This is a genomic window from Pseudoalteromonas phenolica (assembly GCF_005876835.1).
Taxonomy (GTDB): Bacteria; Pseudomonadota; Gammaproteobacteria; order Enterobacterales; family Alteromonadaceae; genus Pseudoalteromonas; species Pseudoalteromonas phenolica_B.
On the sequence record NZ_PPSW01000022.1, the window covers coordinates 149,794 to 165,977 of the forward strand.

Sequence of the window (16,184 nt, forward strand, 5' to 3'; positions counted from 1 at the left end):
CGCTATGTTAAAGCATTTATTTATTGCAGTATTGCTCACGCTCGTTGCGGCTTGTGGTAGCACACCGGATTGGGATTATGATACCTCTGTTGAGTTTGCTAATTACAAAACATTTGCATGGTCAGAACATGCTGATATTAAAAATCACGGCAGTGACTATCAAATTAATGACTTAATGGAAAAACGTATTCGTAAAGCCATTGTTGAAAATTTAGCTGCGCAAGGGATCAAGTTTGTTGACGCTAAAAATGCGGATGTATTAGTGAATTATCATGCATCTGTTGACCAAAAACTGGAGTCAGACACAATGCAAACCACCTACTCTGCGCGTTGGAATTACTGGGGCTGGGGTTATCAAACTCAAACTACAACCCGTGAATATGATGTCGGCACTCTCGTAGTTGATATTGTCGATGCTAAATCAAATCAACTGGTTTGGCGAGGTGCAAAAGAAGGTCGTTTACGTAAAAAACAAACACCAGAGCAACGCACTGAAGCAATTAACAAAACCATAGCTGAGATATTAAAGAACTTTCCGCCAAAGCCACAGCATTAATAATTGATAAAGTAAAAAGGCGCTTAACAAAGCGCCTTTTTTGATTTGAACAAAAGCATAGTCTGCCTACCATTTTCTCTTGCCCACAAGCTTAATTAATCCAAATATAAAACTGCGACAATAAATCCATACTATTACTGATATAAATAAACTTATAAATGAACTCAATAATATAGAGCGTGAGTAATACACCTCATCGTTCATCTTTAGTTCCGTGATCAAACCATCATCTTTAAGGTATTCCACCTCTATTATTTTATCTTGAAACTCATTTTCAAAATCTGAACAACGGGCAAATGAACCTCTTAATCTTAATTGTAACCCTTGAAATTTTATATAGCCGTTTACTCTGTTAAGTTTATCCGCTTCACTACAGTGTAAAGTTGCGTGTGATAAATCAATTCTATTTACTTCAATGTCAGCGTACTCAATTTCAAACAGGAGATAAACGACAGCTGATAGCATCAAAACAACGACTACATCAAATTTAATACGGTTTAAATAATTTCTCATCATATCGAAACTTTACAATCTCACCTTTAATAGCTTTAATAGCTTTAAGCCTCCATCACTAAATGCTTTTAATATCAAGCTCAAGAATATCAGCTGAATTGCTGCTTTGTTCAAGCAAAATTACTTTGTCTGATATACTCGTTATTCTTTCACACCATGAATCACAGAACTTTTGTGATTCTCTTTGCATTTCATTGTTGTTATTAGTAAGAGAGTTATATTCATAAAAACCAAGGTGTGTTTCTGAGCCTTTTTTTACCAGATAAGAAAAGCCTTGGTAATGCGGGTAAACACGTTTGATACCCTCAACACCTTTCAGAAGCTCCTCGTCATTAGTGTGATCAATTATTTGACCCTCTGACAAACTTATTAAGTTGTCTTTAGCGTCTAAGAAAACTTGTTTTTTTGCCAACTCGATATTTAAGCTTTGAGATACTTCAGTATTTAAATTAAATCTGTTGAGATTGTCATTATGAGTACTTTTATCAACAAATAAAATAGCTTCTGAGTGTTGGTACCATGCTTTTGGTACACCTATTATTTTATCTAGCCACTGCAAAGAATGATGCTTTTCTTCAAGATGAATAATAAAAGGTTTATTGTTGATGCTACTTACAAGTCGTTGTCCCTGTTCATCCCAAAATGTCTGAGTCAGAGCATATTCATTTTCTTTATTTTGAAATACTAGGCGTTCTTGACCCGTTGAAGTGTCCCTTATAAATATTTGCGGCAAGCCATTTTTGAGAGATATATAAGCAATACTAGAACTATCGGGTGACAAACTCGGCTTCATATCAACCGTATTTGAATCTACAACTTTTATTGGCTCTGCCAACGTTTGAAGATCTGTTTTCAGAATGTCTTGATCTGATTTGGCCTCAATGAAATATAACTTGCTTTTAACTATCTGAGGGTAAACAAGGAAGTTATAACTCTTATAGTCGAGTGTTGTTATGTCACCTGACAAATTTAATTGTTTTAGCTGGCTACCATTACTTAAAAGCAGAGCGTGTTCGTTCTCAAACCAAGATAAGAAGTGCCAGTTGTGATCAATCTCAGCGATGGTCGTTATGTGTTTAGAGTCCAGCGATAAGCTCTTTACTTCAGAAATGCCATCCCTATTAAATCCTATTATGGCAAGATGTGACTGGGTTGGAGAAAGGGAAATTTTATATGGCTTATAGTCATCATTTGGCTCTAAAAGTATCTCTAAAAGTCCCGTGTTTAAATTGTGTTTATATAAGCTCACATTACGACTGTGCTCAGAACTGTTTTGATTAGCTAGGTAATAAAGCTTTTGATTATCATCAATAAAAAATACACTATTCCAAGTGATATCTTGGCGCTGAAATAATACTTGATCCGAAACTGGCTTTCGTTGTGCATCCAGTAAAATACGATTAAAAGAGATGCTATTTTGTTCTTTTGAGGAATAAACAATACTATTTAAATGCATGTCCCATGCAAGATATGTATAAGCTTTAGCATTTTGGCTTAAAGGCCACTCCTTTTGAGTTACAAGGTCTTTCAATAGTAGCCTGCGTTGACTAGGTCCGCTTTGACTAAGTCCACTCTGAATATAAGCCATATAGCGACCATCAGGACTAACCTGCATATAACGCTCTTTATCATTGCTAGATGTGATCGGACTCAGGTTTAAAAGCTGAATTTTTGACTTTTGAGGTTTGAATAAAACCACACTAGAAACCGCGACAATACATAATATTAAGGATATCAAAGCCAAGTTTGATGGCTTTATCTTGAGTAATGCAGACTTTTCAGCTTCTAAGCTTGAGCCTTGTTGTTCTGTTTTTTCATTCGCACTATCAATCAATTTAATCGAGGCTTCTAGACTATATCCTCTTTTGGGGTGGGTTTTAATTAGTGTTTTATCTTCATCGGATAATGCTTGTCTCAGTAAAGCTATGTTCCTTCTGACTGAGTTAGGGCTGTAAATAGATTTGGGCCAAACTTTTTCAAATAAAACTTCAGCGCTATGAACCTGTCTAGGTGCACCACAAAGTACCCTTAGCAAATCCATTACTTTTGGCTCTATTACCTCTATTTTTGTATCTGTCGAAATTTGTCCGGTTCCAAAATCAACTCTAAATTCATTGATAGAAATTTTTTTTGGTAAATTTGTATATGATAAATCCAATCTTATCTCTTTGTAATTATTAGTTATATTTTCCTTAAGCCTTTTTTAATCTGTTCTTAATGGCTTCATCATCGCCTGCTTGCAAATAAAAAAGTAAAACAGTCACCAAGGCAGACAGCCATATTAATCAATTAAATACAAAAGGAATACAACATGAAGCGAACTTTTATTGCACTATCTCTACTAGCAGTTGTTAGCAGCGCCTCAGTTGCTGCTGAAAATACTCTAAATCACAACAAAGTGGCGGATGATTTTTTAACCACACTGAATAGTCAAAACCTGTTTAACATAGAAAACTTTGTGGTTTCTCATTTCTCAAAAGATGCGCTTTCACGTTGGGAAGGAACGGGCAAAGACAGGTATGTTGGCTACTCAATGAATAAAGCACTTTACCTTGGCAATTTAGAAGTCTTGGATTCTAAATTGGAAAAAACAGAAAATGGCTTACAACATATTAGTACGCTTTATTCTAAAAACATTGATATGCAATACCGCATGGTAATCTATTTCAATAATGAGCAACAGCGCGCTATAACAGGTTGGTATATTGGGGAAAGCCCAAAAGACACCTCTCATCTTTCTAAATTATCGGATGATAGATTTGTCGAAGAAATAAAAAGCTATAGTACCAGATTGGCGAATAACGGCGCGTTTTCTGGCGCTATTTTACTCGCTAAAGGTGACAAAGTGCTCTTCTCTGCTGCACACGGATTAGCTTCAAGACGTTACGATGTACCAAATAATTTAAATACCAAATTCCAAATTGGTTCGATGAATAAGATGTTTACCAGTACTGCTATTTTGCAGCTAGTTGAACAAGGTAAAATGTCACTAGACGACCCTATGACAAAGTATATTGACCCAACCCTTTTAGGTGAAGGAGATTTCTCAAAAATTAAAATTAAACATTTACTGAGTCATACATCGGGTATTGGAAATGGAGAAGGCTTTAATGCAATTCAAAATAAAGTCCGATCATTAAAAGATATAACCCCCCTACTTCCTTCCATTGATACGACCTTTGAACCCGGTTCAAGATGGCGATATAGCAATAATGGTATGATGCTGCTTGGGAAAATTATCGAAAATGTGACCGGTGAAAGCTATTTCGACTACATTAACAAACACGTTTATGCAAAAGCAGATATGCGTAATAGCGGCAGTTTTGACTTAGACGTGCCCGTCAAGAATACGGCAAGGAACTATTGGTTTTCAGTAGAAACCGGCCAAATCACCGAGAATTTAATGTTTCAATCTGTTAAGGGTGGCCCTGCTGGCGGGGGTTACTCTACAGTGTCAGATCTTCATAAATTTGCGATTGCACTGCAAAATGGCAAATTAATAAGCAAATCCCTCGCTCAACAAGCACTAAGTGCAAAACCAGAGCTTAATGCTAATAACTGGGGGTATGGCTTTTCAATAAGAGGCGACGAAGAAAATACCATTATTGGTCATAACGGTCAGCACCTCGGTATGACCGCTCGTTTAAATATGTATCAAGAAAAAGGCTATATCTTAGTTGTGTTAGGTAATTATGAGTCTTCAGCTTGGCCTGTTATCGCAAAAGTAAACCAACTTATGAAACGACTGTAATTATTCTTCACTTCACCATAAGCAGCTAGGATTTTATCCTGGCTGTTTCATAGCCTCACTATTTCAAACCCAAACCACAAAATTAACGTATTTAGATTTCAACAAATTTAAATTTTTGTTTGAAACTATTTAAACGAAACATTTCGCCCATATATTGATAAATATTGAACTTTAATACAAATAATCGCACAAATTACTGATTGGCTTTATTTTTGAGGGGTCTTATGAAACGAGTCGTGTTGTTTTTAATTACAAACCTAGCGGTGATGATCGTGTTAGGTGTTGTCTTATCCATCCTGATGAGTGTCTTTGGTATTAGTAACCGAAGCCTTGGTGGTATTTTAATGATATCTACAGTTTTTGGTTTTGGTGGTGCTTTCATTTCACTATTCATGTCGAAATGGATGGCCAAGAAATCGACTGGAGCTTATGTCATTGAGCAACCAAGAAATGAAATTGAACATTGGTTAATGACAACGGTTGCGCGCAAGCTGAGCAAGTAGGTATTAAAATGCCTGAAGTGGCAATTTACGACAGCCCAGAAATGAATGCGTTTGCAACTGGCCCAAGTAAAAACAATAGCCTAGTTGCTGTAAGTACAGGGCTGATGCACAACATGACCCGTGATGAAGCAGAAGCTGTACTTGCTCATGAAGTTTCTCACGTTGCTAATGGCGATATGGTTACCCTGACTTTGATACAAGGTGTTGTGAATACCTTTGTTATCTTCATCTCTAAAGTACTTGCAGGTATCGTTGATAACTTCTTAAACAGCGATGAAGAAGGTGAAAACAGTGGTGGAAGTTGGACTTATTTCATTTTTGATATGATTTTCCAAATCATCTTTGGCATTTTAGCTTCAGTCGTAGTGGCTTACTTTAGTCGTAAACGAGAATTTGCTGCAGACAGTGGTGCAGCGCAATTAGTTGGTGCACATAAAATGCGAGCAGCACTTGAGCGCCTGCGTACCAACCATGAATCACAGCTTGAAGGCTCAATGATGGCGTTTGGTATTGCATCTGGTAAGAGCATTGTTGATATGTTTGCTTCTCACCCACCACTTGAACAGCGTATTAATGCGCTGAGATAACCGTCAATAACATTAAAAAAGGAGTACTAACTAGTACTCCTTTTTATACTTCTTCTCAGTCTGCCTTATTCAATGTCTGAAATAAGCGCCGGATTAACAACTAGGTTACGCACACCATGAGCGTGGTCTTCGTTGAATGCGTTACCTTTACACCACTCACCGACTGTCTCGATATTTACCTTAGCAACACGTGGGCGAACGCTCCAGCTCACTTGTAAAGGCGAACCTTGCTCATTGTAGCTTGGACCCGTTGTTGAACCCGCATATTGTACTGGCGCACCTGTAAAGTTAGGAATATTCAGCGCTTGGTAGTAGCCATTTTGCTTACCAAACTTTGTTAAATCATCAAAATCTAACGCATTTTTGTCGTTTACAAGTACATACACTTGCGCTTCTACACGTAATTGTGGATTAGCAATTGAGTCGCTTAAACAAGCACCCAGTGTTGGGCCTGGTTTTACTTGCGCTGTTGTATGAACATAGTGAAGTTCAATGGTGTCGCCCGGGAATAGACCACCCGTTTTAGAAGGACAAATTTGGCCTTTAACTGCTTTTAACTCTTTCTTCGAAAGTTCACCGTTATAAACAAATCCAGTTTCAAAACCTTTACCGTTACCATTGCCAGCATATTTAGTGAATTCGCCGCCTTTATGCTCAGCATTTTTATGGAAGTGGATGTTACACAAGTTCATTTCTTTATGAGAAGGCGCAGCATTAAAAGCGATGTTGTTTTCTCCCTCTAAAGTATCAATATCACGCGGAGATTGCGGGCCAAAACCTTTACCCTCGGTATTTTTAGCTAGGTTAGCACGCTGATCTGCAATCACCTTGTCAGATACATCTGCTGTAGCAGCAAACGAAAGCACAGAGGCAATGCTCATTGCTAATAGAGATTTCATTTTCATAATTTTTCCCAGTTATTTAGTTTTGCACTTCTAATGCCCTAGAAACATCTAGATACAATTGGAAATACTTAATCATTAAAACTGGGTCGAATTATGCTTAATTACCCAAAATAGAAATTTAAATGAGACAAATAACACCAAAACAGGAACAAATACGGAAAAACACGCATTCGATTCGATATTATTTGTTTATCAATAAATTTTACTCTTACAAAAACAACTCTAACGAAAAAATTTGCTTTTTAAAAACTCAGCCTTTGTTCGTCATATTCTTTAAAAAAGACAGTCTCTTTTTCTCATTTTCACTGGGGACATAGGCAGTTCGCTCAATTGTTGTAATATCTATGCTTTGAAAAATAAGTTTCTGTATTTCTGACTTTCCAAAGCGTGAAGGCTCTGCAGGGTGTGTTGAGCGTTTTTCAATGGTAAATGTAGTGAGTTCATATTGACTACTATTTGACAACACACTTTGATGCGCTTTTAACATTGCCTGTTTATTACCCGACGCCAATCTTGTTTCGGTTACTAAAGATGCAAGCGGTTTACCCGCGGAAAATAAATTGGCTCTTACTCTGTATAACCCGGACTCTTCAACATTAATGTCAATCGGAAACACCAGATCTGCCTCCTCAACATATGGCTGTGAGCCTCCAATGATCGTCGCACTCTTTTGGTTGTAATTAATTTGCGCAACCAGTGGGATTTCATCGCCATTCACATTCGCCAATGCAGTGATCTGTAAGTTTGTAGGATACTCACTGTCGCCCCGTATTTTTGTAATGTATCCATCTTGTGAGTGTTGCATCGTATAACTAGATAGGGTCTTACGCGTATCAGCATTCTGAACTTTCAACTTCACACCATAAATATCGCTTCCTTTGACCAGAACCTTAATAGTCTCAGGTGCAACAAAATGATATTTATTTAGCACCATGGATATTTTGACATTATTATCTTGCGTGACCATAGTCACTGGCTCGAAATAATTTGGATTTAACAGACTAAAGTCATTTAAGGAAAGCGGATGAGAATAAGGCGGAAATTTTAACGTTTGCTCGTATTTAGTTGCGATGATTTTAGCAGATTCAACGACTGACTGATCAAAGCTGGTAGGCATAGGCTTGTTTGTCTCTGGAATGGTTTCTTGCGAAGATTCCATTTCATCAACTTGGTTGATTACATTTGCTGTTTTTATCGCTGTATGTGATCGATTTACAATGTTTTGTTTCGAACCTAAAAAATACCAAATGCTTATACAGCTAATAGCAACGAGTCCAACGACGATTTTGTTCTTTTGCATAGTGTTGACCATATAAGGCCGTAAATTTATACGGCCTTAATAACATTACTCAATTTGAAAATTTATAACGTGTTGTAAATCAATTTAGACATACTTTGAGAGTCAGATTGACTCACATATTTGTAATGTGTTTTAAAGATCCAAAATCCATAATCTTGCTGATAAGTAGAAAATGAAATTGTATCGCCATTATCCAATCTTAAAGCGTCATTCGCCGCTGTCACCTTTCCTCTTTGCTTGTTCAGAATGATAGATAAATGATCATAGTTATCAGACATCAACATTGGATAGTGATTTGGCATAAAGCTTGTCACTGCATCACCTTGTGATGAAATCTTGCCATTAAAAGCGATGCTTGAAGAGCAGCTACCGAAGTCACCAGCTTTACTTGAACCACAACTCGAATGCGAGGCTACTACGCTATCATCTTTGCCTTTTAAAAATAACTTTGTCGCACCGAGGAATAGATCGCCCTCACCTACGAATCTAAGTCTTGGTGCTCTGTCACTCGGTAATGCTGCCAATTGACGCGCGTTATTTACTTTAAGGTCGTTCAAAACACCTAATTTATCGGTTAATGGGCCGCCCAACCAAGCCTGCAAAGCAGCTTCTATCAGGGGGTTCCAAGATGTTGCACCTTGAGTCACATTCACTGCCAAATCAGCTAATTCACTGCCGCCACCAGCACCTGCAATATCAAATGTTGCAATTATATTGAGCGGCTTAAGTCCTGCTGCACTTAACCAGTTTGCTTGGTTATCAATTATATAGCGTGCGACCAGATCACCTGTTGAGTGTGTAACAAGTACACAACCTTGATCACATACGCCACGTTCACTCATCGACTTTAATTTTGGCCAAACGTAGTCTGTGGCAATTTTACCTTTAACGCGTTCAAACGAGGGCCAATCTATTCTTTCATCAGCCAAAGCGCCCCAATAATCTGCCCAATAGCTCTCGCCATCACTGCTAACTGAATTTGGCGAACCAAACAATAATTGTTGCGGTTGAAAACCATGAATTAAAACAGTTTTATAATTTGCTGCACTTGCAACATTAGTTAGTGTTAAAGCCCATACTGCAAAAACTAAGCTTGTTATTTTCATTGTGTTCAGATTGCCCATTGCAACCTCCAAGTTTCTTGCAAAAATAACCTGATTTCGATTACGCGAAATCAGGTTTCCCGTGCGACATCTGGTATGACATCTGTCCAGACGTATTTAGAGTATTAGATCGAAATATAAACATTTGCAATATTTCATTTACATTCATTCACGTTTTATGTCAGAGATTTGAAAGTTTATTGAAGGTAATTCGGCTTAACTGACTCATTAAAATAAAAAATTTATAAATCTAAATTTGAGGGTTTTCCGTAGAAACAGGGTTGTTTTTATAAAATTTAAAAAAGTATGGATTTATTAGAGCATGAAGTTTCACGCATAATCGAAATGGCGTGGGAAGATAGAACACCATTTGAAGCAATAAATTCGCTTTATGGTTTAAATGAAACGCAAGTTATTAATTTAATGCGTAAAGAAATGAAACCCAGCAGCTTCAAAATGTGGCGAAAACGCATGGCAGGACGAGAAACTAAACATTTAAAGTTACGCAACCCTGACATTTCACGCGGATATTGTAAAACGCAATATAAGCACCGCTAAATAGTGCCCATATTACGTTTCTGATTGATTTATTTTGCAAATATAATTTGAGAGCTTATTCAGCCAATAAAACTTTGATGTCTGCAAAGTTTGGTCGAAGCGTAATATTGTCATTCAAACATGCATCTCTAAGGGATATTAGCTTAGCTATCGTGCTGTTATCACTTTCATTTAACTGGCTTTGTTTCAGCAAATCATCTAACAGATTACCAAACGCTCTGACTTCAATTCGCTCAAATTGCTGTTGCTGAACTCCTGACAAATTATGTAACTGCGTCGCAGCGCCAAAATCACCGAACATCACATGTCCCTGTTCATTAATCATTGTGTTATGTGCGTAAAAATCACCATGACTGACTTGCTGATTATGTAAATGCGATAATACATCTGCTAACTGTTTAGCAATGTTGCTGATTGTTTCAATAGAATATTGCGTGCCTTCAACAAATGTGTCTCTTGTACAGGTTTCATAGTTTGGTGGCAGGCCAAGATTTTCATAGCCTTTTGGTATTAAATCCATAAGTAGGGCCAAGAAATCTGGTTCTGAAATATGCGCAAATGTATTGATTAAATTTTCATGCTGACCCGCTGTTAAACAAGCATTTAACTCATCTTCTGGGTAACCATCACTGGTTTTTCCGCCTTTAAACACCTTAATGGCAATGTCAGTGTCAGTGTCAGCATTAGTTAATTTGCCTTGATAAATTACACCCGATGCGCCCTGACCTATTTGCTCATTGAGTACAATATCATTCTGTTCATACTGGGTAATACCTGAATGTACTTTGTGCTCACCAACCAATGGATTACCAGATAGCGCCAACCATGCCAATTTTGGCAGTTTAAATAAACCCGCTGGGACTGAAGTTAGTTCATTTGCTGAAAGTCTAACTAACTCTAATTGCTTGCACTGTGTAAAACTTTCTGGAATTGAAGCAAGTTTATTGCCGGCTAATGCTAACTTCTTTAGCTGACTTAATTGACCAAAGCTGTGTGGTAATTGAGTTAGACGATTGTCGGTTAAAATCAACCAGCGTAAGTTTCTTGGTAGTGATGTTTCACTGATTGACTCGATTTGATTCGATTTAAATCCAACCATGTCTAAATTGATGCATTTTCCTAACACGTCAGGGAAAACTTTAAACTGATTAAACGATAAAAATAGTACTTTTAAGTTTTTGAGTTGAACAAAGCTGTCTGGTAATTCTGATAGCAGATTATTTGAGAGATCTAACACTTCAAGTGTGTTTGATAAAGAAAGGATTTCTTCAGGAAATTCAGATAAGTTTTCGACTAATTGCAGCCTTTTGTAACCTTGGTACTTCCCTGCTTTTAAATCATTTAGATTATGACATTGTCGCTCTGCTGCTGTTAGTCCTGAGATCACGCTTCTTCGCCTCCTAAAATTAAAGGCGAGAGTTTAACTTATCTTTATGAATGATTCAGTAATGACGAAGCATATTCTATTTTTTAGCTTCAAAACAAGCAAAGCGCGATTAATACGCACTTTGTCAGTTAGTTTATAAAAAGCCTAAAAGCTCGAGTCTGGCTCTTGCAAAAAAGCGATTTCTTCTTGGGTAGATTCTCTGCCTAAAATTTCATTACGATGTGGATAACGGCCAAACCTGTCTATGATCACTTTATGTTTAAGTTCAAACTCTAGATTATTTTCGTTGCCATGTGCAGTATAGAGCTTTACTGCTTCTTCATGAATGCGTTTTGACTCACTGTGCATGAATGGCAGATAAAAGAAGCTACGTTTCTCAACCTCAACTAATTTATCAAAACCATTTTTAATGGCTTGCTGAGCAAGTGCCAAGGCGAGCGGATCTGCAGCAAAAGCTTGTGGCGTATCTCGATGTATATTCCTTGAAAATTGATCGAGAATAATCACTTCTGCAAGACTAGACTCTGCATTCTCTCGCCATTCAAACAACTCTCCTAGAACCGCTTGTTGATGTAATGCGCCAAAGCGTCGAACAATTTCAGTATCAAACGCTAAATCTTTTTGCCACCACATCTTTGGTGAGATTTCATTAAACCAAAAATCGAATACTTGTTGGTACATAACGAACATCCTAACTAACTATTTATGCTTAACTTTATAACTCTTTTCTTCTTAGCACAAAGAAATGATAACCGAACTGCGACCCATCATGTGATTGATAAATATCGAGCTCTCTTTGAATATCTTTGATTGCCTGAGACTCTGGCATACTGGCTTTTAGCGCATTCACCCTTGCTTGCAAGGGCTGCCAATAGTTTTGCCAAGCTTTAGCACTAATTGTAAAGTCATCTAACACTTCAAAACCCAGCTTTTTAGCTTGCATCAAACGCGTATCAACGTTTGTCATTGCTGGATATTCAGTCGACCAAAATGATTGATACTTTTCATTTGGCTTCGAAGTTAGCCAAACTAAATCACTGACAATAATCAAACCATCTGCCTTGAGCACTGTTTGCCATTGCTTTAGGGCCTCTTCAAAACCCATAATATAGACACAGCTTTCTGCCAAAATTGCATCAAAACTATGTGCTTTAAATGGCAGTTCAGACATGCTCGCACACATGGGAGTAACCTGTTCAGCGTAGCCCTTACTATCTATCAGCTCTACTAAGTTTGTTACCGCAATGGGCTCGTTATCTATGGCTGTGATCTGTGCATTAGAGTGCTCTGCCAATAAACAAGTCGATAAACCTTTACCACTACCTATTTCTAAAATGCTATCAGCATTATCTGAAATATATGACATCGCTTTGAGCGTGTCACTTTCATCTCCGGGGCCCCAACGCGTCAAAGGTTCAAAAACGGTTAGGAAGTCTTGCATATATTGGTCGTGTGTATTCATATCTTTTGATAACCACCTTATTCTTTGCGCTTCTTTTTCAGTAAAGCCCTGCTGTAATAACCATTCATAGTGCGCTTGTGGAGCAAGTTCATTTAATTGCGCATGAAAGTCACGATTAGAACTTTCCCCCAGTAAACCAGAAAGTAATTTTCTCGCTTTCTGTTTTTGCACTATTTCTTCATCTAACAAATGCAGTCTTTCACTTAAAATACCTTTATCTATTTTACCATTCAGGCAGGCAATACATTCTTTAAGTGATAATCCACCAGCTTGTAACTGCATGGCTAAAGTTAAACGCTGAGCATCCAATTCGGTATAAACCCGGTAACCATTGTCTAAGCGTTGACCTCTAATGACCCCTAATTTTTCGTAGTACAACAACGTCGTTCTTGATACACCTACTCGCTTAGCCAGCTCTGAGATTAAAAACATATAAGCCCATTGTGAATGAATTAAATCGTATTTAAGATTAGCTTGTTTTGATAATGAGAGCATAAAGTGTATAGCTATAGACAGGTCAAAAGAAATCTTTATAAAACATTAAAAAATTATAATTGGTTACATTTCAGCCTTTAACTTTCAGTTTTTTCTGAATAAACTAAACAAAACTTTAAAGGAAATAAAAATGTATAAGTCAATTCGGTTTTTACTCATTACAATCGCCCTTCTTGTGATACAAAATGCTCTTGCAGAGGATGCCACCTATTCAATCGAAAAAGTCAATTATAAAAATTTAGTTGCTGAGTTGTACCTACCTAAATCAACCAAAGCCGTGCCGGTGGTCATTGCTTTTGGCGGCTCTGAAGGCGGTATTAGCACAGGTAAAGCGAATGGAGAAATGATTGCCCCGCATGGTGTCGCAGTTTTAGCACTTGCTTATTTTGATGCGCCAGGGATCTCAAAAACACTAGACCAAATACCTTTGGAATATTTTTTAGATGCAATTGATTATGTCACAACCCATAAGCAGATTAATGCAAATAAAATAGGTGTTGTCGCAGGCTCGCGAGGCAGTGAAGCTGCATTTTTGATGGCAAGTTTGGATAAGCGGATAAAATCAGTGGTTGTTACTACTCCCAGTAAGGTCGCTTGGTATGGTATGACAAAAGCACGCTCAGCTTGGACTTACCAAAATAAAGATATTCCAGCACTGAGTCTTGGATTAAGCAAAGAAGCAAAGCTAATTGACCGTTTCTCTGTTGCATTAAACGATAAAAAACAATCAAACGAGGCTCAATTTAACTTTGAGGAAATCAATGGTCCAATTTTACTTATCTCAGCTGAGTACGATCAAGTATGGCCCTCTTATAAAATGTCGAATGACATAAAAGCATATCTAGAAAGTCATAAGTTTAAACATACCGTGATCCATAACGCATATAAGACAGGTCATGGTTTTAGCCAAGAAACAGCACCTGAAATTAAACTTTCGATAATTAATCATTTTGTAAAAACACTATAACCAAAAAAAGAAAGCCAAGCACGTGCTTGGCTTTCTTTTACTTATAATTAGAATTTACTCATAACTATAACTTAAAGTCACACCCGAATAGGCTTTATAGGCTTTTACGCCAAAGTGCCACTCGCCTGCTTTTGGGTTTGTGAGCGTACATGTCTCACTGTTGCCATCTTTATAAGGGCGACATTCATAACTTGAACTATTGGGGGCAGAACCACTTTTAACATATAGGTCCGCGTCTCCCGTGCCACCAGAAATAGTGACCGTCATTTTGCTTATACCACTAGGTAAAGTTGCGCTTCGATATTGCCATTTATCGGTACTCGCAGACAGGTTAGTAAAGGTATCAGACCCGCCATTACCACCGCCACCATTATTGCTATAGGTTGCTTTTAAACTCACACCGCTAAATGCACTGTAGCCTTTAACGACCACATAGTATTTTCCCGTTTTCACAGCGTCAATACTACAAGTTTCATTATTGCCATTTTTATACGGGCGACAGTCGTATGTACTCGACGTTGGTTTGCTGCCATAGCGCACATACATGTCGGCATCACCTGTACCGCCAGACATTTCAATAGACAGAGTATTCTGACCAACTGGCACATCAATATAAAAACCGAGTTCGTGCGATTTATTGCCGCTGATATTTGTTGCAGCAACACCATTTGTTAACTCCGTATCACCCACTGGTGGATCAATAACACCTGTATCAATTTTAGTTAATCCGTTAGTCGCTTTAACTAAGTTAAGTACATCACCTGCCCCTGAGGCATACCACCAATTAACATTATTGGGTAGTAAGGTTGGACTTGCATCTCGTTCAGCTTTTGAAAGTGTGTTTGCAGTAGAGTTAAATTGTGCAGTTCTCACATCAAGCTTATCACTTGATACCGTCAGCACTTTGAATTGTTGAATACTAGCAAGATCAATCGTCCAAGATTTAGGATCGTTGGCACTACGGGCAGGCGCCCCCCAACTTCCTTCCCCTACAAACACAGTACCGCCACTGGTTGTACTCGTAAAATTGTTACCACTTGGTTTCAGTGCTTGTGTCACTTTGTTGATGTGCGTATCAGATTCAACCACCAAATTCATTTTATGGTTATAGAAATGATTTGCCCACCAAGTATGCAAAATGGTGTTGTCTGATTTACCAGAATAATGCGGAAACATTGGCTTATGGTATTGTGCTACACGCCAACTTGCAGAGCCACCAGAGCTTTGCAGATCTTGTTGCAACCAATTATTCATTGCTGTTGCATAACTCGACCAGCCCGAGTTTTTATATTGAGAATTTAACGTATATACACGTAATAATGGCGAAACGTTAAATGCACCATAGGTATCTTTAGCGTCACACACATTATTGTTGTCGTAATCCACACCAAACACCTGACACAGTGTTTTGTAGTTATCATCTTCATGATTACCATGTGTAGCAACAAACGGGTAGATCCGTTTGTAACCCAGCCCGTCGATGCTATCTGAAGAGAAAGTAAGTTGCCAATCATTGAGGTAACTGCTCATTTCAGAAGCGGTGTTAGCATTGGTATAGTCGCCGCCATGCATGATAAACAGTGGACGGATCTTAGCGACTAACTTATTGCCATTTTGTCGATTCGTCCATCCAGTACGTGTATCTCCACCAGCGATTGCGACAAAGGGAGAGCTGTCATTTGGGGCTGTTTTGAACCATAGACGTTGACCGCAGCCCGAATCATCACAGACGCGATAATACACGGCTTTATTCGCTGATAACCCTGTGAGCTTTACAAATTTACTTTGTAGTGAACCATCAAAAGTATGGCTAGCTGTCACGTTCTTTCTTTGCCATAAAGACTCATCTGTCGATACGCCATATTTGACATAATGATTTGTGCTGCCATCAGGTGTGAAGCCGATAGTCGCTTGACTCTGTGGGGCGTTATCCCAAATGAGTCGATGATATTTACTGCCTGCTTGCGCGTTAAACGCACCAAGTAAAGCGAATGATATAGCAACCTTGCTATAAGTTTTCATAGTTGTTCCTTGATATTGTGATACTGCTGTTTAAAGAGTCGCCATATACCAACCCTCTTAATTAAGTGGTCTATT

13 protein-coding genes and 1 pseudogene are annotated in these 16,184 nt (G+C 38.1%); 5 read left to right on the top strand and 9 right to left on the bottom strand.

The genetic code is table 11. From position 1 onward, the window contains the following. Window positions 1–4: 4 nt before the first annotated feature. Window positions 5–556, top strand: coding sequence for a DUF4136 domain-containing protein (locus C1E24_RS13985; RefSeq protein WP_138482447.1), 552 nt, complete (start codon window positions 5–7; stop codon window positions 554–556). A 66-nt stretch (window positions 557–622) separates the two neighbouring features. On the opposite strand, the gene C1E24_RS13990 is transcribed toward C1E24_RS13985, so the two are convergent. Both C1E24_RS13990 and C1E24_RS13995 read right to left on the bottom strand, forming a co-directional pair. Beyond that, entirely contained in the window at window positions 623–1,072 is a 450-nt protein-coding gene (locus C1E24_RS13990) for a hypothetical protein (RefSeq protein WP_138482449.1), read from the bottom strand. Window positions 1,073–1,127: 55 nt separating this feature from the next. Next, a complete protein-coding gene (locus C1E24_RS13995) occupies window positions 1,128–3,227 on the bottom strand; it encodes a winged helix-turn-helix domain-containing protein (RefSeq protein WP_138482451.1) in 2,100 nt (699 codons plus the stop codon). A gap of 153 nt (window positions 3,228–3,380) precedes the next feature. On the opposite strand from C1E24_RS13995, the gene C1E24_RS14000 reads away from it, so the two are divergent. After that, window positions 3,381–4,820, top strand: a complete 1,440-nt coding sequence (locus C1E24_RS14000) for a serine hydrolase domain-containing protein (RefSeq protein WP_138482453.1) — start codon at window positions 3,381–3,383, stop codon at window positions 4,818–4,820. A 224-nt stretch (window positions 4,821–5,044) separates the two neighbouring features. Then, window positions 5,045–5,910, top strand: a pseudogene (gene htpX / locus C1E24_RS14005) (protease HtpX). A 65-nt stretch (window positions 5,911–5,975) separates the two neighbouring features. Here htpX and C1E24_RS14010 read toward each other — a convergent pair. The 3 genes from C1E24_RS14010 to C1E24_RS14020 form a co-directional block, all read right to left on the bottom strand. Beyond that, window positions 5,976–6,815, bottom strand: a complete 840-nt coding sequence (locus C1E24_RS14010; protein WP_138482455.1) for a delta-class carbonic anhydrase — start codon at window positions 6,813–6,815, stop codon at window positions 5,976–5,978. 250 nt (window positions 6,816–7,065) lie between these two features. Then, the gene (locus C1E24_RS14015; RefSeq protein ID WP_138482457.1) at window positions 7,066–8,115 is read right to left on the bottom strand and encodes a hypothetical protein; all 1,050 of its coding nucleotides are present in this window, start codon (window positions 8,113–8,115) and stop codon (window positions 7,066–7,068) included. Window positions 8,116–8,177: 62 nt separating this feature from the next. Further along, complete coding sequence (locus C1E24_RS14020; RefSeq protein ID WP_138482459.1) at window positions 8,178–9,239, bottom strand: hypothetical protein; 1,062 nt, start codon at window positions 9,237–9,239, stop codon at window positions 8,178–8,180. Between the two features lie 285 nt (window positions 9,240–9,524). Here C1E24_RS14020 and C1E24_RS14025 point away from each other — a divergent pair, with 285 nt between their 5' ends. Then, complete coding sequence (locus C1E24_RS14025) at window positions 9,525–9,776, top strand: TIGR03643 family protein (RefSeq protein ID WP_138482461.1); 252 nt, start codon at window positions 9,525–9,527, stop codon at window positions 9,774–9,776. A 55-nt stretch (window positions 9,777–9,831) separates the two neighbouring features. Here the strand turns inward: C1E24_RS14025 and C1E24_RS14030 are convergent, their stop codons facing one another. From C1E24_RS14030 to C1E24_RS14040, 3 genes are all read right to left on the bottom strand, one after another. Continuing rightward, the gene (locus C1E24_RS14030) at window positions 9,832–11,163 is read right to left on the bottom strand and encodes a leucine-rich repeat-containing protein kinase family protein (RefSeq protein WP_240722022.1); all 1,332 of its coding nucleotides are present in this window, start codon (window positions 11,161–11,163) and stop codon (window positions 9,832–9,834) included. Window positions 11,164–11,307: 144 nt separating this feature from the next. Then, on the bottom strand, window positions 11,308–11,844 hold the full coding sequence (locus C1E24_RS14035) for a DUF924 family protein (protein WP_138482463.1): 537 nt from the start codon (window positions 11,842–11,844) through the stop codon (window positions 11,308–11,310). A gap of 34 nt (window positions 11,845–11,878) precedes the next feature. Continuing rightward, window positions 11,879–13,057: a MerR family transcriptional regulator gene (locus C1E24_RS14040; protein ID WP_138482465.1), complete on the bottom strand. Its 1,179-nt coding sequence runs from the start codon at window positions 13,055–13,057 to the stop codon at window positions 11,879–11,881. A 193-nt stretch (window positions 13,058–13,250) separates the two neighbouring features. Here C1E24_RS14040 and C1E24_RS14045 point away from each other — a divergent pair, with 193 nt between their 5' ends. Further along, window positions 13,251–14,087 (top strand): acyl-CoA thioester hydrolase/BAAT C-terminal domain-containing protein, encoded by an 837-nt coding sequence (locus C1E24_RS14045; protein ID WP_138482467.1) that lies wholly within the window; start codon window positions 13,251–13,253, stop codon window positions 14,085–14,087. Between the two features lie 54 nt (window positions 14,088–14,141). Here C1E24_RS14045 and C1E24_RS14050 read toward each other — a convergent pair whose 3' ends face one another. Continuing rightward, window positions 14,142–16,109, bottom strand: coding sequence for a pre-peptidase C-terminal domain-containing protein (locus C1E24_RS14050; RefSeq protein ID WP_138482469.1), 1,968 nt, complete (start codon window positions 16,107–16,109; stop codon window positions 14,142–14,144). Window positions 16,110–16,184: the final 75 nt, after the last annotated feature.